This is a genomic window from Sulfitobacter sp. S223 (assembly GCF_025143825.1).
Taxonomy (GTDB): domain Bacteria; phylum Pseudomonadota; class Alphaproteobacteria; order Rhodobacterales; family Rhodobacteraceae; genus Sulfitobacter.
The window spans coordinates 2,855,763-2,873,700 of sequence record NZ_CP083560.1 but is presented as its reverse complement, the minus strand read 5'-3'; the positions used below and the strand labels follow the sequence as shown (position 1 = coordinate 2,873,700).

The 17,938-nt window shown below is 57.7% G+C and carries 15 protein-coding genes and 1 tRNA gene; 8 read left to right on the top strand and 8 right to left on the bottom strand.

The genetic code is table 11. The annotated features are described in order from the left end of the window. Positions 1-142: 142 nt before the first annotated feature. The 8 genes from K3757_RS13730 (at position 143) to K3757_RS13695 (ending at position 8,632) form a co-directional block, all read left to right on the top strand. Entirely contained in the window at positions 143-1,180 is a 1,038-nt protein-coding gene (locus K3757_RS13730) for a pyridoxal-phosphate dependent enzyme (RefSeq protein WP_259996307.1), read from the top strand. After that, entirely contained in the window at positions 1,180-2,322 is a 1,143-nt protein-coding gene (locus K3757_RS13725; RefSeq protein WP_259996306.1) for a Xaa-Pro peptidase family protein, read from the top strand. The genes K3757_RS13730 and K3757_RS13725 overlap by 1 nt, the downstream gene beginning before the upstream one ends. Beyond that, on the top strand, positions 2,319-3,059 hold the full coding sequence (locus K3757_RS13720) for an aspartate/glutamate racemase family protein (RefSeq protein ID WP_259996305.1): 741 nt from the start codon (positions 2,319-2,321) through the stop codon (positions 3,057-3,059). Before K3757_RS13725 ends, K3757_RS13720 begins: the two co-directional genes overlap by 4 nt. Positions 3,060-3,133: 74 nt before the next feature. Then, a tRNA-Gly gene (locus K3757_RS13715) sits at positions 3,134-3,208 on the top strand. Between the two features lie 98 nt (positions 3,209-3,306). Continuing rightward, positions 3,307-5,109, top strand: a complete 1,803-nt coding sequence (locus K3757_RS13710; RefSeq protein WP_259996303.1) for an ABC transporter transmembrane domain-containing protein — start codon at positions 3,307-3,309, stop codon at positions 5,107-5,109. 72 nt (positions 5,110-5,181) lie between these two features. Next, on the top strand, positions 5,182-5,613 hold the full coding sequence (gene lysM, locus K3757_RS13705) for a peptidoglycan-binding protein LysM (protein ID WP_259996301.1): 432 nt from the start codon (positions 5,182-5,184) through the stop codon (positions 5,611-5,613). Between the two features lie 218 nt (positions 5,614-5,831). Beyond that, a complete protein-coding gene (locus K3757_RS13700) occupies positions 5,832-7,712 on the top strand; it encodes an acyl-CoA synthetase (RefSeq protein ID WP_259996299.1) in 1,881 nt (626 codons plus the stop codon). Beyond that, positions 7,709-8,632 (top strand): alpha/beta hydrolase, encoded by a 924-nt coding sequence (locus K3757_RS13695; protein ID WP_259996297.1) that lies wholly within the window; start codon positions 7,709-7,711, stop codon positions 8,630-8,632. The genes K3757_RS13700 and K3757_RS13695 overlap by 4 nt, the downstream gene beginning before the upstream one ends. An 11-nt stretch (positions 8,633-8,643) precedes the next feature. On the opposite strand, the gene K3757_RS13690 is transcribed toward K3757_RS13695, so the two are convergent. The 8 genes from K3757_RS13690 to K3757_RS13655 form a co-directional block, all read right to left on the bottom strand. Further along, the gene (locus K3757_RS13690) at positions 8,644-9,480 is read right to left on the bottom strand and encodes an alkaline phosphatase family protein (protein WP_259996295.1); all 837 of its coding nucleotides are present in this window, start codon (positions 9,478-9,480) and stop codon (positions 8,644-8,646) included. 84 nt (positions 9,481-9,564) lie between these two features. Continuing rightward, positions 9,565-9,945 (bottom strand): VOC family protein, encoded by a 381-nt coding sequence (locus tag K3757_RS13685; protein ID WP_259996293.1) that lies wholly within the window; start codon positions 9,943-9,945, stop codon positions 9,565-9,567. Positions 9,946-10,013: 68 nt separating this feature from the next. Further along, positions 10,014-10,754, bottom strand: coding sequence for an AraC family transcriptional regulator (locus tag K3757_RS13680; protein WP_259996291.1), 741 nt, complete (start codon positions 10,752-10,754; stop codon positions 10,014-10,016). A gap of 6 nt (positions 10,755-10,760) precedes the next feature. Next, positions 10,761-12,398 carry an ABC transporter ATP-binding protein gene (locus K3757_RS13675; RefSeq protein WP_259996290.1) on the bottom strand — a complete coding sequence of 546 codons (1,638 nt, stop codon included), beginning with the start codon at positions 12,396-12,398 and terminating at the stop codon, positions 10,761-10,763. Next, positions 12,395-13,210 (bottom strand): ABC transporter permease, encoded by an 816-nt coding sequence (locus K3757_RS13670; protein ID WP_259996289.1) that lies wholly within the window; start codon positions 13,208-13,210, stop codon positions 12,395-12,397. Before K3757_RS13670 ends, K3757_RS13675 begins: the two co-directional genes overlap by 4 nt. Continuing rightward, on the bottom strand, positions 13,207-14,163 hold the full coding sequence (locus K3757_RS13665) for an ABC transporter permease (RefSeq protein WP_259996287.1): 957 nt from the start codon (positions 14,161-14,163) through the stop codon (positions 13,207-13,209). The genes K3757_RS13670 and K3757_RS13665 overlap by 4 nt, the downstream gene beginning before the upstream one ends. Then, positions 14,163-15,761 carry an ABC transporter substrate-binding protein gene (locus tag K3757_RS13660; RefSeq protein ID WP_259996285.1) on the bottom strand — a complete coding sequence of 533 codons (1,599 nt, stop codon included), beginning with the start codon at positions 15,759-15,761 and terminating at the stop codon, positions 14,163-14,165. Before K3757_RS13660 ends, K3757_RS13665 begins: the two co-directional genes overlap by 1 nt. A 122-nt stretch (positions 15,762-15,883) precedes the next feature. Further along, complete coding sequence (locus K3757_RS13655) at positions 15,884-17,881, bottom strand: CocE/NonD family hydrolase (RefSeq protein ID WP_259996283.1); 1,998 nt, start codon at positions 17,879-17,881, stop codon at positions 15,884-15,886. Between the last annotated feature and the right edge of the window lie 57 nt (positions 17,882-17,938).

Genomic DNA, 17,938 nt, shown 5'->3' with positions numbered 1-17,938 from the left:
GACTATCCTTGGCGCGCAGTTGTTTGACGAAATGCTAGCACGCCATATCTGCGGGCAACTTGTTCGCAGACGCCGCTAACGGCTTTCGATGTGACGTGAATTGTGTTGACGGAAGGCCGGACATCGGCGTCAGCTATTTGGTATGGAAATATTACTCATAAACCGCCCCGCGCCGCTTGCCGGTCTTGATGATATCCCGTTGCCGTCACAGGATGCGCCGCGTGCGCAGGCGCTGGTTGCGCGCTGTCCGGTCGCGGCCGAGACGCCCTTGCACAGCGCGACCTCCATCGCGATACATGCGGGTGTGCAGGATGTCTGGATCAAGGATGAGCGCGGGCGCATGGGGCTTGGCAGCTTCAAGGCGCTAGGCGCGGCCTATGTCATCGCCAGCGATGCGCAGGAAGGCAGCGTGGCCGCGCGGACCTATGTCACCGCCAGTGCAGGCAACCACGGTATGTCTGTGGCGGCAGGTGCCAGTGCCTTTGGCGCGTCGTCCGTTGTCTATATCGCGCAGACCGTACCTGAAAGCTTTGCCGAGCGGCTGGAAGAGCAAGGCGCGCGGGTGGTCCGCGGAGGCGAGACTTACGAAGACAGTCTTGAGGCGGCAAATAAAGCGGCAGAAGAAAACGGCTGGGATCTGCTTTCTGACGGATCATGGCATGGCTACACCACGCGGCCACACCGGCTGATGGAGGGCTATACCGTATTAATGGCAGAAGCGATCAGCCAGCTGCCCGAAATGCCCACGCATATCTTTTTGCAGGCAGGCGTTGGTGGACTGGCTTGTGCCTGTGCCACCCTTGCGCGGCAAGCTTGGGGCGACGCGCCAAAGATTATCGTCGTAGAACCTGACGCCGCTCCGGCGCTGCATGGCTCGATTTTGGCGGGCAAAGCGGTTGAGAGCAGCGGGCCGGTATCAGACATGGGGCGTCTCGATTGTAAGATGCCATCCCTTATCGCGCTCAAAGGGCTGGCTGAAGACGCTGACGCCTTTTCGCTAATCTCGGAATCCGAGGGGCAAGCGGGGGCTGGCCTTGCCATGGTTGCGGGCTTCGCTGCTTCTACGTCCGGTGCGGCAGGAATTGCAGGCCTGATTGCATTGGATGAGGACCAGCGCATGGCGCTGGGTATAACGGCGCAATCACGCGTTCTATGTGTCCTGAGCGAAGGCGCTGCGTGATGTCTCGCGGTTTTGAGCAGCGCGAATTCGAGACAAGGTTGAACGCTGCTCAAACCTTGATGCAAGAAGCCGGTCTTGGTGCCTTGCTGCTCACTACCGAACCTGATGTGCGGTATTTCACGGGCTATCTGACGCGGTTCTGGGAAAGCCCGTCTCGGCCATGGTTTCTGATCGTTCCTGCCAGTGGCAAGCCGGTGGCGGTGATCCCTTCGATTGGCGCTGCGCTGATGTCCCAGACATGGATCGAGGATATCCGCACATGGCGTGCACCCGATCCGCTGGACGACGGGGTGAGCCTGCTGACCAATACGCTCAATGCCCTCACGCGGGGCGCGGTCGGCACGCCGATGGGATATGAAAGCCACCTGCGCATGCCTTTGGGTGACTGGAAACGGGTGCAGGCGGGCCTGCACGGTGACGCCTGTGAGGACGCGGGAATCATGGCGCGCTTGCGCGGCGTCAAATCCTCTGCCGAGATCGCAAAGATCGAAAACGCTTGCGGTATCGCTGCCCGCGCTTTTGCGCGCGTGCCGGAAATTGCGGCGGAAGGGGTGCCTTTGTCACAGGTGTTCAGAGACTTCCAACGGCTTTGCCTTGAAGAAGGTGCCGATTGGGTGCCCTACCTCGCCGGTGCCTCTGAGCAGGGGGGATACGGGGATGTGATCTCTCCCGCATCCGATAGGCCGTTGTCGGCGGGCGACGTGCTGATGCTGGACACGGGCCTGGTCCATGACGGCTATTTTTGTGACTACGACCGGAATTTTGCCGTCGGCCCGCCTACGGAACATATCGCTGCGGCACATGCCCGGCTTATCTATGCGATTGATGAGGCTGCTGATGTTGCACGTGCGGGCACCACGGCAGCACAGCTGTTTCACGCGATGGACCGGATCGTGACCGGCGGGCAGGGCGGTTCGGACGCAGGCAGACTGGGCCACGGTCTGGGCATGCAATTGACAGAGGGGCTGTCAATAACTCCGCAGGACCATACCGTGCTGGAGCCGGGCATGGTCATCACCTTGGAACCCGGGATTGAAACGGGGCCGGGCAAGATGCTGGTCCATGAAGAGAATATCGTTATCACAGATGGCGCACCGCGGTTTTTGTCACCGCGCGCACCAGCGACGATGGTGCAGCTATGACGCGCTACAGCTACACCCGTGCGCCGGATGATGCGGCACCTCTCGGGATGATCGTCCTGCAAACGGATGAAACGCTAGAAGGTGATTTGCGCCGCATGATCCCCGATACGACCCATCTGTATGTGAGCCGTGTGCCATCCGGGGCAGACGTAACGCCCGACAGCCTGCGTGCCATGTCCGGACACCTGACCCAAGCGGCCAGTCTGCTACCCCAAGCGCTGGGCTACGCCGCCATCGGCTATGGCTGTACCTCTGCCACTGCGCAGATCGGCGCGGGACAAGTTGCAAAGCTGATCAGGGCGGGCGCGCAGACCGCGCATGTTACGGACCCGCTGAGCGCATTGATTTCGGCTTGCGGCGTGCTGGGAATTAACCGGCTTGGATTGCTTTCGCCCTATACGGCTGACGTCTCTGACAGGCTGCGCGCCGCTCTGGCGCAGGCTGGCATCGAAACGCCGGTCTTCGGAAGCTTTGAAGAAGCGAATGAGGCCAATGTGGTGCGTATAGACGGTGCGTCTATCATCGAGGCTGCAAGCGATCTGGCCACGCAGGGTGGGATACAGGGGATTTTTCTGTCTTGTACAAACCTGCGCACGCTGGATTTGATTGAGCAGGTCGAACTCCGCAGCGGTCTGCCATGTCTGTCGAGCAATCAGGTGCTGGGATGGCACTTGGGCCAACAAATAGATGCAACAGCGGCAATTCCGGGAAAACTGGGCCTTACCCGCGCGGATTAGTCACCCGCAGGAAGCAAGTTCAGCATTTCAACATCTTGACGCTTCATCCTTGATGTCATAACCAATCACCAGTTGCGGGCGTTGTGTAATGGTTAAGACCTCAGTTTTCCAAACTGAAGATGAGGGTTCGATTCCCTCCGCCCGCTCCATTCCCCCCGTTTTCCCTGATACCTGCGACAGAGCAGCGCTTGACCCCGACGTGTCCGCGCGCCAATAAGCCTTGCACAAATAGAATAAAGGAAAGCGCATGGCGGATAGCCCCACGCCCCCACCTTCCGCTACCGAAGAACGTGAGCGGTCCCGCCGCATTGGCGCTTTGGGGGCATTGCTGCCGTTCATGCGGCCTTACCGCTTGTTGCTGGTTGGTGCGTTGTTGGCACTTGTCTCCACGGCGATGATCTCGCTTACCCTGCCGTTGGCTGTGCGGCGTGTCGTGGATAGCTTCAATTCCGGTGAGGCAGCCCTGCTTGATCAGTATTTCCTTGCTGCATTGGCAATCGCGGGATTGCTCGCTGTGGGGTCGGCGCTGCGCTACGCGCTTGTGACACGGTTGGGCGAACGCGTGGTGGCCGACATCCGCAAAGCGACTTTCGACCGCGTGATTTCCATGAGTCCGGTCTTTTACGAGCGAATCATGACCGGCGAAGTGCTGAGCCGTATCACGACAGACACCACGCTGATCCTCAGCGTCATCGGATCGTCGATTTCCATTGCCCTGCGCAATTTCCTTACATTCATTGGCGGGCTGGTCCTGATGCTGCTGACCTCGGCCAAGTTGGCGGGGTTGGTGCTGTTGATCGTGCCTGCTGTGGTTATTCCGATACTGGTGTTGGGCCGCCGCCTGCGGGTTATCAGCCGCGAAAATCAAGACTGGATTGCGGCCTCGTCCGGCAATGCCTCTGAAAGCCTGAGTGCTGTGCAAACGGTGCAGGCATTCACCCATGAGGCAGCCAGCCGCGCGCAATTCGCACAAATGACCGAAAGCTCCTTTGACGCCGCGCGTCGGCGCATCCGGACCCGTGCATTTTTGACGACAATCGTGATCTTTCTGGTGTTCTCTGGCGTTGTCGGAGTTCTTTGGATCGGGGCGCGTGATGTGCGCGCCGAAGTGATGACCGTGGGTGCGTTGGTGCAATTTGTCATCTACGCGGTGATGGTGGCCGGTGCCGTGGCGGCTCTGTCCGAGATTTGGTCAGAGCTTCAGCGCGCTGCCGGTGCGACCGAGCGTCTGGTGGACCTGCTGGAAACGCAAGATCCGGTGAACGATCCGGCAACTGCGCAAGTTTTGCCTGTCCCCGTGCAAGGGCATATTCGCTTTGAAAATGTCAGCTTTCGCTACCCTGCTCGCCCTGAGACGGCTGCGCTGGACGGTGTCACGCTTGAGATCAAGCCGGGTGAGACAGTGGCATTCGTTGGTCCATCCGGTGCCGGTAAGACCACGATCATTCAGATGATCCTGCGCTTTTACGACCCGCAATCAGGCCGCATTACCTTTGATGGCATTGATCTGCGCGACCTCAATCGCGATGCCTTCCGTCGTGAGATCGCGCTCGTGCCGCAAGATCCCGTGATATTTGCCGCCTCTGCGCGTGAGAATATCCGCTTTGGCCGCCCTGACGCGACCGATGCCGAAATTGAAACCGCCGCCCGCGCTGCGGCGGCGCACGACTTTATCGCGGCATTGCCCGAAGGCTATGACAGTTATCTGGGTGAACGCGGTGTGATGCTGTCGGGTGGTCAGAAACAGCGGATCGCCATCGCGCGTGCTATTCTGCGTGCGGCACCCGTTCTTTTGCTGGATGAAGCGACCAGCGCCTTGGACGCTGAAAGTGAACGCGCGGTTCAGGCGGCTGTTGAAGACCTGAGCGCTGATCGGACCACATTGATCGTGGCCCATCGTCTGGCGACCGTGAAGAAAGCCGACCGCATTGTCGTACTTGAAAATGGGCATATCGTGGACACAGGCACGCATGATGCCTTGGTGGCCAAGGGTGGACTGTACGCACGACTAGCACGTTTGCAATTCACGGACGGCATAGCGGCAGAGTAATTCCCCCTTGCGTATGTGTACCGCAAGGTGAAACAGTCTTGTGGTAAATGTATCCATTAAGGGAGTATTCAAATGGGTTTGTGGAGCTTTGTAAAAGATGCTGGCAAAAAGGTTTTTGGCGGCGAAGATGATGCGGAAGTATCCGGTGCGGCCCTTCAGGACGAGCTGAAAGAGCTTGGTCTGGACGCAGAGGGTCTGGACATCAAAGTCGAAGGCGACAAAGTCAAAGTGACTGGTAAAGCGGCCAGCCAAGAGATGCGCGAAAAAGTAATTCTGGCCGTAGGCAACGTCGAAGGCGTGTCGGCAGTCGAGGATGACGTGCAGGGCGGCGAAGGCGAGCCTACGTTCCACACGGTCGAAAAAGGCGATACCCTTTGGGCTATCTCTGAAAAGACGCTTGGTAACGGCGCGCATTACGAAAAGATCTTTGAGGCGAACAAGCCAATGCTGACGCATCCGGACAAAATCTACCCCGGTCAGGTTCTTCGTATCCCTACGCTTTAAGAAGTTTGCCACACCCTGACTGCGTGTTCAGGGTGTGGCCCTTCCGCATTGCGCGGACCATGCCCATATTTCCAGAATAGAGCTGACGTTTGGGCAAGCATGCCTGTAACGCTGCGTCGGTCGGTACGCTTTGCTTGAATTATTTTGGCAAGGGCGTCATCGTGCCGTAGCTATAAAACGCAAGCCGCACAAAGTGGCAGCGCAGGGGAGGAAGAAAAATGGGATATACTGGAATCATTGATCGTGATGCCATTGAGGCAGAGAGCGCGTGGGAAGACCGCGACGTCCACAAGACGCTCTATAGCCTGTTGGCAGACACAACATCCAAATTTCCAAATCGTAACGCCGTCAGCTATCAGCTGTTTTCGGGTCCGAAAGACCCCGCAGAGACGCTGACGTGGCAGGAATTTCACGACAAAACTGTTCAGGCGGCCAACTTGTTCCGCTCCTTGGGCGTAGGGCCGGACGATGTGGTGGCCTATGTTCTACCCAACACAAGCGAGACGGCAGTCACGTTCCTTGCGGGCGCCGTTGCCGGGATCGTCAACCCGATCAACCCGCTGCTGGACGCCGAACAGATCGGTGCGATCCTGCGGGAAACCAACGCAAAGGTTGTGGTGACGCTGCGGCCTTTCCCGAAAACCGATGTAGCCGACAAAACCGCCGAGGCTGTGGCCTTGGCGCCGAATGTGAAAACTGTTCTGGAAGTTGACCTGCACCGCTATCTGACTGGCCTGAAAAAGGTCATCGTGCCGCTGATCCGTCCAAAGCGCAGCGTGCAAAATCAGGCGACTTACAAGAACTTGAACGAAGAGATGGCAAAGCAGCCGAAAACGCTGCAATTCGAGGACCCGGCAGAAGACCGCGTGGCCTGCTATTTCCACACGGGCGGCACCACGGGCATGCCAAAGGTCGCCCAGCACAAATACTCCGGTATGATCTACAATGGCTGGATCGGTCAAACGCTCCTGCTGGACGAAACGGATAATATCCTTTGTCCGCTGCCCTTGTTCCATGTTTTTGCATGCCATGTGATCGTCATGGGCGCGGTGACAGCTGGCGCGCATGTTGTCTTTCCAACGCCTCAGGGCTATCGCGGTGACGGGGTTTTCGACAATATCTGGAAACTGGTCGAACGTTGGAAGATCAGCTTTATTATTGGTGTGCCAACTGCAATTTCAGCGATGATGCAGCGTCCTGTAGATGCAGACATCAGCACGGTAAAAAGCACATTCAGTGGCTCCGCTGCTTTGCCGATGGAGCTGTTCCGCCGGTTCGAGAAAGCCACCGGTGTTCAAATCCTCGAAGGTTACGGTCTGACAGAAGCCACGGTTATGGTCTCGGGCAACCCGTCAGACGGCATCAAGAAAGTCGGATCAGTCGGCGTCGAATTCCCTTACTCCCGTGTGCGCATTATCAAGGGGACACCAGACGGGCCGGTTGATGCAGACGTGGACGAAGTGGGCGAGATTTGCGTCTCCAACCCCGGTGTGTTCGCCGGAAATACTTACACCGAGGCCGACAAAAACAAAGATCTCTTCTATGACGAAAAGTACCTGCGGACCGGCGATCTGGGCCGCAAGGACGAGGATGGCTATATCTGGATCACTGGCCGCGCGAAGGACCTGATCATCCGTGGGGGCCACAACATCGACCCCGCCGAGATCGAAGAGGCGCTGCTTGGCCATGACGCTGTTGCCTTTGCAGGTGCGATCGGACAACCCGACGCGCATGCGGGTGAAGTCCCCAGCGCCTTTGTCGAGCTTGTCGCTGGCGCGTCCGTCACCACAGAAGAGTTGATGGAATTCTGTAAGGCGAAGGTACACGAGCGGGCTGCACAACCCAAGTATATGGAAATCATGGATGAGCTGCCGAAAACGGCTGTTGGCAAGATTTTCAAGCCTGACTTGCGTCGCAAGGCCATCACCCGCGTCTTTGACGCTGCTCTGGAAAAAGCAGGTGTGCCTGCGCGTGTTGATCACGTGGTGGATGACAAGAAGCGTGGCCTTGTTGCCGTCATCTCGATGAATGGCGCGGATGCTGCGGCAGTGGGCGGGGTCTTGGGTGACTTCGTCACGCAATGGGACGCTGCTGCTTGAGCAAGCCTGACTATAGCGCGCTCCTTGATGACGAGGTGCGCGCATATATTGCACGGGGGGCGGAATTTTATCCCCCCGATGCGGTTGATCTGACTATCACCCAGCAACGCGCCGTCTATGACGACATGTGCGCAGCATTTCATGCCCCCCATCCAGACGGCGTGCGCACGTGGGATGAACCCTATGCAGGCGTTCCATGCCGTCGCTATGAGGCCGGCAACCCCGAGGCGACACTGGTCTATTATCACGGCGGCGGTTTTGTCGTCGGTGGGTTGCATAGCCATGATGATGTCTGTGCCGAGCTATGCGCGCGGGCAGGAGTGCGGGTAATCTCGGTCGATTATGGTTTGGCCCCTGAAGTTGTGTTCCCCGGCTGCTATACTGATGCTTTCGCAGCGTTTGAGGCGATCTCTCAGGCGTTCTCTGGTCCTGTCCTGATCGCAGGGGATAGTGCGGGAGGCAATCTTGGCGCTGCTGTGACCCATCATGCGCGTGCGCGGGTGGCGGGGCAGGTGCTGATTTATCCCGGCTTGGGCGGAGACCCGACAAAGGGCAGCTATATCGAACACGCCGATGCGCCTGAACTAACCACGCGCGATATGCTGTTCTATCAGACGGTCCGCACCGGCGGTGCCGTGCCGCCGAAAGATGATCCGCGCTATGCACCGCTGCATGACACAAATTTTTCAGACCTCCCGCCGACGGTGATCGTCACTGCCGAATGTGACCCTCTGTCCAGCGATGGTGAAAGCTACCGTGATGCGATCCTTACGGCTGGTGGCCGCGCGGTGTGGTTCAACGAGGCAGGGTTGGTGCATGGCTGCTTGCGCGCGCGGCATGTCAGCGCGCGCGGGGCTGCGTTCTTTGATCGCGTCGCCGGGGCTGTCAATGCGTTGGCCGAAGGCAACTGGCCTTACTGACGCGCGCTGTGTTAGGTCAGAAAGCTTTTTGATTTCATGGTGTCGGGGATAGGTGCGCCAAGACGGCCGAGGATCGTCGGGGCAAGCTGGAGCTGGTCAATGACGGTCTCTTCATCCGGTCCGTCGGCGTCTCCGAAATAATAGATCGCAGCCTCTTGCTGCAACGGATCTCGCCCGCCGTGATGACCGCGCGCGTCTTGTCCGTGATCGGCGGTGACCATCACCTCATACCCTGCCGCGCGCCATTTCGGGATGAAAGGCGCAAGCATCTCATCCATGACAAAGCAGGCATGATCCATTTCCTGACAATCATGGAAAAACCGATGGCCCATGCTATCGAGCGTGCAGGTGTGCAGCATTCCGTAGTTCAAACCAAACCTCAGGCACAGGTTCGTCAGAGAGGCAAAAAGATCCACATCTGAAGGTGTCATTTGGTTGGCCGAACCATAGCCGGTCATGGTGTGAAAGCGACCGTGGTTGATCGTGTTGCTTTCGGGTTCGTCATATTCGATATCGCGGACATAGTCGAAAGGATGGCGGTTAAAAAACTCGGACCAGAAACTATGTGCGACAGCGCCAGTCACACCGCCTGCCTTGCGTGTCTGGGAGAAAACATCTGGCTCTTTCAATCGAAAGACGTTGCCGTTTCCGGTGCACCCGTGGACCGCTGGCGCAACACCGGTATGAATTGATGCATAGCATGAGGCAGAGATCGACGGCAGGACCGACCGGATTTTCCACACCCTTGCGTCGCCGCTGTCCACCCATCCCTCTAGATTGCCAAAAAGACGCCGCCAGTTGCGGTAGGGGACCCCGTCAAGAATGATAAGTAGTAGCTTTTTGTCCATGGGTTCCTCCTGCGGATACCCGTGCATCTAATCGCAGCAAAGCTGCGCGTGCAACGGCTAAGCGGCCAGTGCACGCGTGGTCAATCACTGCATGGAATTGAAGCCGATCAGATTGCCTTCGGTGTCCATGCACAGGGTGATCCACCCGAAATCCCCGATCGAGAATTTTGGACGCACAATCAGGCCCCCAGCCTTGGTCACCCGTCCTTCATTCACTGCGCAATCGGCAACGGAGAAGTAGATGGTTGTGCCGCCGACGCCCGGTTTTGCATGTGGGGATTTGGTGATCGCGCCACCCGCGCCATAGTTTGCCATGTCAGTGGGAAAGCTCTTCATCTCGGTCTCGCCCGTGGGATCGCCCATGTCTTCCAGCGTAAGGTCGAGAACCGTCTCATAGAAAGCTACGGCGCGGGGCAGGTCGTTTGCGTAGATGTCAAACCATCCAACTGCGTTCATCTGTGTCATCTTTTCACTCCTTGTCTCGATGTGATGAGACAAAAGTACCGCAGGCTTACAGCCCCGTATTGTAGATTTCAGACATCGAACTTTCGGGCGTGTTTTCCTGGCGTATAGCCGGTTGCACGGCGAAAGGAGTGGATGAAATGGGACTGATCGGCATAGTCCCACGTATCGTTGCCATTGAGGGATTGTTGCAGGCGCAAAACCTTGAGAAAATCATGCGGTGTAAAGCCTGTGGTAGATTTAAGGACGCGCTGAAGTTGCCGCGCAGATAGATCGCAGACCGAGGCCATATCCGCGACAGAAGAGATATCGTCAAGGTTCTGGAATATCCTGTCAGTGACCGGATTGGGCGCGATAACCCCCTCGCCAGCCAGTTGCTCAACCAGTTTTGTAAGGGTGTCTTGCTGCGCTTCGAATTCCGCCCCCAGAAGGCTTTGATTTATTGCGTGCAGGGGCAGGGAGCCGGAATAGGCTTGGTCGATAATCCCTTCGGTCAAAGGGGCACGGTTGGTTTGCCAAACACCGGGCAGAAACCGGATATTGACGAAGTGAAACTCCCGACCAAGGTTGAACTCCTGCGCTGTCGCGCGCAGCTTTGAAGCGCCCGTGATGGATGGATCGCGTTGGTCAAAAACCACATAGGCGCAGGCATCGGGCAATGCATGAAAGCGATAGTCCTGATCTATTGCCCCGTCGGTGCGCAATTCGATATAGCGGTGTACAAGGCCGCGCAGATGTTCGGGCGGCAGGCTTTCGGTGAACTGCACCGATTGCACTGCCTTATCCCTGCCATTGCCTTTGGGATCATACATCGTTTGCTAGTTCCCCGCGCTCTCCATCTTGCGGTTGGCGATCGTTTCTTCCAGCCAGCCAATCTTCATCTCTGGCACAGAGCTGAGCAATAGATCGGTGTAGTCGTCAAAGGGTGGCGACAGGACCTGAGATTTCGGGCCGTAGCGGACGACTTTGCCTTGGAACATCACCGCGATGCTATCGGCAATGGCTTTGACCGTCGCCAGATCATGCGTGATGAACAGATAGGCAACATCCTCGATTTTTTGCAGGCGGAGCAGCAGTTTGAGAATGCCGTCTGCCACTAGTGGATCAAGCGCGCTGGTGACTTCGTCACAAATGATAAGCTTGGGCTTGGCAGCCAATGCGCGTGCAATACAGACGCGCTGCTTTTGGCCACCTGACAGCTCTGCGGGATAGCGGTCCTGAAAACCTTCACCTAATTCGATTTCGTCCAGCAGTTGCTGGATACGTTCCTGCTTGGCTTTGCCCTTTAAACCAAAATAGAATTCAAGCGGTCGGCCAATGATGGTGCCGACCGTCTGGCGCGGGTTCATTGCTGTGTCAGCCATCTGGTAGATCATTTGCAATTCGCGCAGGTCATCGCGGGGGCGGGTCGCCAGATCGGGTGACAAAATCCGCCCGTCAAAGGTGATCTTACCGGCTGACGGCGGCAGCAGTCCGGTAATCACCCGTGCCAGCGTGGATTTGCCCGAGCCGCTTTCACCCACCACAGCCAAAGTCTGACCGGGATGGATATCTACGTTGATATTCTTGAGAACGTCAAAGTTGGTACCCTTGTAGCGGGCAGTGACGCCTTCGACTTTCAGGATCGGGGTGTCGGTCGGCTCTTTCTCGATATGTTTGATGGATCTGACTGAAACAAGCGCCTTGGTGTAGTCTTCGCGCGGGTTATTGATGATCTGGTCGGTCGTCCCGTATTCGACCATCGCGCCTTGTTGCAGCACCATGATGTGGTCGGACACCTGAGCCACAACAGCAAGGTCATGCGTGATATAAAGCGCCGCGACACCTGTATCGCGGATCGCATTTTTGATCGCTACGAGCACATCAATCTGTGTGGTGACATCAAGCGCGGTTGTCGGTTCGTCAAACACCACCAGATCGGGCTGTGGGCATAGCGCAAGCGCTGTCATGCAACGCTGCAATTGCCCACCCGACACTTGGTGCGGATAGCGCGAGCCGATGTTTTCAGGATCGGGCAGGCCCAGCTTCTCAAACAGCGCAACGGCCCGTTCTTCTGCTTCTTTGCGGGAAAACTTGCCTTGGCCGATCGCGGCCTCTGTCACCTGCTCCATGATCCGTTTTGCCGGATTGAACGATGCTGCGGCCGATTGAGAGACATACGTCACCTCGGCGCCACGCAGGCGTCGCTTGTCGCCCATCTTTGACTTTAGCACGTCCCGTCCGTTGACCCAGACTTCACCGCCCGTCAGCTCGACACCGCCACGGCCGTACGCCATAGCAGCCAGACCGATGGTTGATTTGCCGGCACCGGATTCACCGATCAGGCCAAGCACTTTGCCTGCCTCCAGATCGAAATCGACGCCATGCACGATCTCGATCTCGCGGGATTTTTCACCGGGGGGATAGATCGTTGCCCCGATTTTAAGATCGCGAACTTTCAGAAGTGGCTCGGTCATCCGCGGCCCCCTTTCAGCGATGTGGTCCGGCTGAGAATCCAGTCCGCCACGAGGTTGATCGAGATACACAGCGCGGCGATGGCATAGGCAGGATACAAGGCGGCCTGAATGCCGTAGTTGATGCCTTCTTTATTCTCTTTCACGATCCCGCCCCAATCGGCCAGCGGCGGCTGTACGCCAAGGCCAAGGAAAGACAGCGTGGAGATGAACAGCACCGCAAAGATGAACCGCAGGCCCATTTCAGCAACAAGCGGCGAGAGCGCGTTCGGCAGGGTTTCGCGGAAGATGATCCAGGCGGTTCCTTCACCGCGCAAACGTGCGGCTTCGACAAAGTCCATGACTGTGATGTCGACTGCCACAGCACGGGCAAGGCGATAGACGCGGGTGCTGTCCAGCAAACCCATCAAAATGATTAGCACTGTGATGGTTGTCGGCATAACCGACAGGACCACCAGCGCAAAGATAAGCGACGGGATCGACATGATCAGATCAACAAAGCGGCTGATGCACTGGTCAATCCAACCACCCGAAACGGCTGCGAAGAACCCAAGCACGGAGCCCAGCGTGAAACTGAGGATCGTCGCGGCGGTAGCGATAAAGATCGTTGTCTGTCCGCCATAAATCAGGCGCGTGAGCAGGTCACGTCCGATGCTATCTGTGCCAAGCAAAAACTCCGAGGAAGACGGCTCCCAAACATCACCCACAACTTCGGCCATGCCATAGGGGGCGATGAAGGGCGCAAAAATGGCGCTCAGGAAAAACATTACTGTAAAGAAAAGGCCGATCATTGCGGCGATTGGCATACGGATCATTTGGGATGCCTCAGTCTAGGGTTCGCAAGGATCGATACTATGTCAGCCACAAGGTTCAGGCCGATGTAGACGGCGGCAAAGATCAGACCACAGGCCTGCACAACCGGCACATCACGTTTGGCAACATGGTCCACCAGATACTGGCCCATGCCGGGGTAAGCAAAGACCACCTCAACGACGACGACGCCCACAACAAGGTAAGCAAGGTTCAGCATGACGACATTGACGATGGGGGCGATGGCATTTGGAAAGGCATGCTTGCGAATGATCTTGAGCATCCCCATGCCTTTAAGCTCGGCTGTCTCGATATAGGCGGACTGCATCACGTTCAGAATGGCAGCGCGGGTCATGCGCATCATGTGGGCCAGCACGACAAGCGTCAGCACCATGACAGGAATGGCGATCGCGTTAAGTTTTTGCAGGATCGACATGCCGTCGTTGATGATTGCGACAGAAGGGAACCAGCCCCACTGGATGGCAACGAAATAGATCAGAACATAGCCGATCATGAATTCAGGGATGGAAATTGTTGTGAGTGTCACAGCCGAAATGACCTTGTCCGGCCAGCGGTCTTTGTAGCGCACAGCAAGCAGACCAAGGAAGATCGCTAGCGGCACCGAGATCAGCGCGGCCCAGAATGCAAGGAAAAGGGTATTTTTCAGGCGTCCGCCAAGGCTCTCTGCGATATCACGACCATTGGTAAGTGCGGTGCCCAGATCGCCCTGAAGCATGCCCCCGAGCCATGAGAAATAGCGCGCGACCGGCGGATCGTTTAGCCCCAGTTCGGCACGCAAATTCGCAAGTGCTTGCGGTGTTGCGGATTGACCAAGGATTTGTTGCGCCACGTCCCCCGGAAGGATCATCGTTCCGGCAAAGATCAGGATGGACGCAGCGAACAACAGCAGGAGGCCCAGCGTCAAACGCTGGGCCACCAATTTTACGACGGGGTGCATCAGGCGTCCTTCACCCAGCACTTGATAGCAGCTTGGTTGCCCATCATCTCGCCGTATGGATCATCGATCCAGCCCCCCAGATTGTTGGAAACACCATTCACGAAGTCGTTGAACATCGGCAGGATCAGGCCGCCTTCTTCGCGCAGCATCTGGCCCATCTTGGAGTAGATCTCCTTGCGCTTGACTGGGTCAAGCTCTGCTTTTGCTTCTTGCAGCATTGCGTCGAATTCAGGACGCTTCCAACGTGTGTCGTTCCAGTCAGCAGTGGAGAGATACGCGGTGGAATACATCTGGTCCTGTACAGGACGACCGCCCCAGTAGGAGGCACAGAAAGGCTGTACGTTCCATACTTCGGACCAGTAACCGTCGTTTGGCTCGCGCTTGATTTCCAGCGGGATGCCCGCGGCTTGTGCGGACTGCTGGAACAAGGCTGCTGCGTCTACGGCACCAGGGAAGGCACCATCGGCAACGCGCAGGATGATCGGGCTGCCGTCGTGGCCTGATTTCGCATAATGCTCTTTGGCTTTCTCGATGGAATGCTCGCGCTGCGGGATGCTTTCGTCGAACAGCGGGTAAGATGCGTTGATCGGGAAGTCATTACCAACAGAACCATAGCCGCGCAGAATTTTGTCGACCATTTCCTCGCGGTTGATGGCATATTTCAAGGCCAGACGCAGATCAAGGTTGTCGAACGGCGCTGTGTCAATATGCGCGATGAAAACATAGTGACCGGGACCCGAGGAGCTGCGCACAGCAAGGTTCGGCGCACGGTCAAGCAATGCCGCAACTTTTGGATCAACGCGGTTGATGGCGTGAACCTGGCCAGATTGCAGGGCAGCGGTACGCGCTGTGGCATCGTTCAGGACAAGGATTTCCACTTCGTCCGCGAAGCCGCGGTTTTCGGCGTCCCAGTAGTCTTCGCGACGCTTGTACAGGTGACGCACGCCCGGCTCGTTTACTTCCAGCGTGTATGGGCCGGTGCCGATCGCCGCTGCCGGATCGTCCATGCCGCCATTCGGCTGGATGATCAGGTGATAGTCGGACATCAGATAGGGCAGGTCCGCGTTTGGAGCATCAAGTGTCAGAACAACGCTGTCGCCGTCCACTTTCATGTCGGCGATACCTTTGACGATACCAAGGGCGCCGGACTGGCTTTCCTCGTTAGAGTGACGCTGAAGCGTCTTGAGAACGTCATCAGGCGTCATTTCAGCGCCATTCGAGAACTTCACGCCCTTGCGGATGTTGAAGGTCCAAACGGTCGCATCAGCGGACGCTTCAAAGCTTTCGGCAAGGCGTGGCGCCAGTTGACCTGTCGGGTCGACTTCGACCAGCACTTCGCCCCAGCAGTACAGGTTGTTGACGGGTACTTCGGACGCTGCAAGTGCCGGATCTTGGGTGTTTGTGGATTCGCCACCGGACGAGCCAATTGTGATCTTGCCGCCGCGCTTGGGCGTTTCTTGAGCTTGGGCGGGGCTTGTCAGCATGGCGTTGGCAGCAGCTGCGGTCACGCCAAGTGCAGCGGCGCGGGACACAAATTCGCGGCGCGTCATCAGACCCTTCGTCACCTGTGTGCTAAGCTGTTTAAGTGTATCATTCATATTGGTCGTCTCCCAGTTGGAATCGTGCGTCTGTTGCGCGCGCTTTTATTGATTGATGGGACAAAGTTGCGCATTTGCTGGCATCTCGCAAGGGTTAATCCCCGAACTCCACGTCAACCAGTTTACAGAAAATCACGCGCAATGGTTTCGCTTTCTTCGCGCGAATAGACCAGCTTTCCATTCTCCCAAGCTTCCATTTTCGCGCTGAGGTAGAAGGTGGTTGCGTCAGACCGCATTGTGCAATGCGCGCGTGTGCGCAATTTGATGCCGTCACGCTCCAACTCGTCCTCCCAATCACATTCGCCACGGGCGGAAAGCGGATCATCGGGGTGGATGTCCCAGCGTTCGCGCGCGATTGAACCTGTGATCAGCCCGTGATCAGCATCGCGCAGCTTGCCGAAATCATCCTCAATCACCAAAGAATGCACGCCCGTCACCATATCGACTTCCTGACGGCGGATGTGATTTTCGGGCCTAATTTCGTTAGTTCTCCATGGCTCTGCGGCCTCGGGTTGCAGAAATGCAACCTCGTCACTGCCTTGGGTCGGGCGTTGGGGCAGCGCGATGCTGCCTTGGGTGATGGTAATATTCGCGGCCTCTGGTGCGGGCCACAGAAGCGGCCAATAGGCGGTTGAGATCGACACGCGGATGCGGTGCCCAGCCGGCACACGGTAGGCTATGTGATCCAGATCAAGGGCGATCTCCTCGGCCTTGCCCGGCGTCATGGCCTTCGGGTTCCGCGATGATCTGCGGTGCGTGAGGTTCAGGACGCCGTAGGTGATCCGTGTCGCGGCACCATCAGGGTGGATATGATTGAGCCGCACCGCGATCTGGCCCTGCGGCTTGTCACAGGCCAGCCTCAGCGTCAGTCGTGCGGCGCCGACCAGGTCCATATCCGCAGTCAGGGGGGCAGAGGTGAATGTGCCAGACAGCGCATCGTCGGCACGCTGGTCACCGGGCATCTCGGGGCCAAGCCATATGGCGCAGTACTCGCCCGACGCCGCCCCGCAATGTGCAGGCGAAGCAATGTCCGAGGCCATCTTCTGGGGGGCGTCTGATAGGGTGCCGTCTGTCCCGAGGTGTAGCGTCTGGACTGGCAGGTGGGTCGTCGCACCGGTATCTTCGGCAATCCAGCGACCGGGGCGTTCCGTGTACCACGCAGCCGGGCGCACGCCGTCCATGAGGTAGGCGCGGTAATCAGGGTCATCGGGTACACCGGTATCAACGCCCTTGAGCCAATGATCCCACCACCGCAGGGCTTCTTGCAAGAAACCGATCCGCGGTTCGGGGGCGGCGAAGTGCGGGTACTTGTGGACCCAGGGGCCGACGATGCCCTTGGCCCCGTCTAACGCTTCGACCAGTTGCGGCACCGCGTTCTTATACGCGTCGCCCCAGCCGCCAACCGCCAGCACTTTTGCTTTTATTGCGCTAAAGTCTTCGCAGACTGAGCCATGCTGCCAGTATTCATCGCGACGTTGATGGCGCAGCCAGACAGAGGGAAGGAAGGGCTCGTTCTCCAACCGGTCCAACCACATCTCGCGCCAGTTCTCGCGCAAGGCAGGATCAGGCGCGCGACTGGAGAAACTCCACATTGTGCCGCCCCAGCCCAGATTTTCATTCAGCAGGCAGCCCCCTTTGTAATGGATGTCATCGGCAAAGCGGTCCACGGTCGAGCATAGGGTGATGATTGCCTTCAACGGTTCTGGCGCAAGGGCTGCAACCTGCAGCGAATTGAATCCTCCCCAACTGATGCCCATCATGCCGACATTTCCGTTGCACCAAGGCTGTGCGGCGGCCCATTTGATCACCTCGACCGCATCGGAGAGTTCTTGGGGGCTGTACTCATCCTCCATCAAGCCTTCGCTGTCACCGTTACCGCGCATGTCGACCCGTGCGCAGGCATATCCGCGCCCTGCGAAATACGGATGCGTTAGGGCGTCCCGCGCGCAGGTTCCATCGCGCTTGCGGTAAGGCAGGAATTCAAGGATCAGCGGGACCGGATCAGCGTCCGCGTCCTCGGGTTTCCAAAGGCGCGCAGACAGCCTTGTGCCGTCCGAAAGGACAATCGCGTGATCGGGATCTTCGGTGAGCGGGCGTAAAGCATTGTTTTTATGTGTCATCCCTGCAACGTCCGATTAGCGCGCAAATAAGTCAACGGTATAAGGTATGACATACGC

Excerpts from the sequence above, each read along its gene's own strand:
- K3757_RS13730 (WP_259996307.1), top strand. The coding sequence starts at position 143 with ATGGAAATATTACTCATAAACCGCCCCGCGCCGCTTGCCGGTCTTGAT.
- K3757_RS13725 (WP_259996306.1), top strand. The coding sequence starts at position 1,180 with ATGTCTCGCGGTTTTGAGCAGCGCGAATTCGAGACAAGGTTGAACGCT.
- K3757_RS13720 (WP_259996305.1), top strand. The coding sequence starts at position 2,319 with ATGACGCGCTACAGCTACACCCGTGCGCCGGATGATGCGGCACCTCTC.
- K3757_RS13710 (WP_259996303.1), top strand. The coding sequence starts at position 3,307 with ATGGCGGATAGCCCCACGCCCCCACCTTCCGCTACCGAAGAACGTGAG.
- lysM (WP_259996301.1), top strand. The coding sequence starts at position 5,182 with ATGGGTTTGTGGAGCTTTGTAAAAGATGCTGGCAAAAAGGTTTTTGGC.
- K3757_RS13700 (WP_259996299.1), top strand. The coding sequence starts at position 5,832 with ATGGGATATACTGGAATCATTGATCGTGATGCCATTGAGGCAGAGAGC.
- K3757_RS13690 (WP_259996295.1), bottom strand. The coding sequence starts at position 9,480 with ATGGACAAAAAGCTACTACTTATCATTCTTGACGGGGTCCCCTACCGC.
- K3757_RS13685 (WP_259996293.1), bottom strand. The coding sequence starts at position 9,945 with ATGACACAGATGAACGCAGTTGGATGGTTTGACATCTACGCAAACGAC.
- K3757_RS13680 (WP_259996291.1), bottom strand. The coding sequence starts at position 10,754 with ATGTATGATCCCAAAGGCAATGGCAGGGATAAGGCAGTGCAATCGGTG.
- K3757_RS13675 (WP_259996290.1), bottom strand. The coding sequence starts at position 12,398 with ATGACCGAGCCACTTCTGAAAGTTCGCGATCTTAAAATCGGGGCAACG.
- K3757_RS13670 (WP_259996289.1), bottom strand. The coding sequence starts at position 13,210 with ATGATCCGTATGCCAATCGCCGCAATGATCGGCCTTTTCTTTACAGTA.
- K3757_RS13665 (WP_259996287.1), bottom strand. The coding sequence starts at position 14,163 with ATGCACCCCGTCGTAAAATTGGTGGCCCAGCGTTTGACGCTGGGCCTC.
- K3757_RS13660 (WP_259996285.1), bottom strand. The coding sequence starts at position 15,761 with ATGAATGATACACTTAAACAGCTTAGCACACAGGTGACGAAGGGTCTG.
- K3757_RS13655 (WP_259996283.1), bottom strand. The coding sequence starts at position 17,881 with ATGACACATAAAAACAATGCTTTACGCCCGCTCACCGAAGATCCCGAT.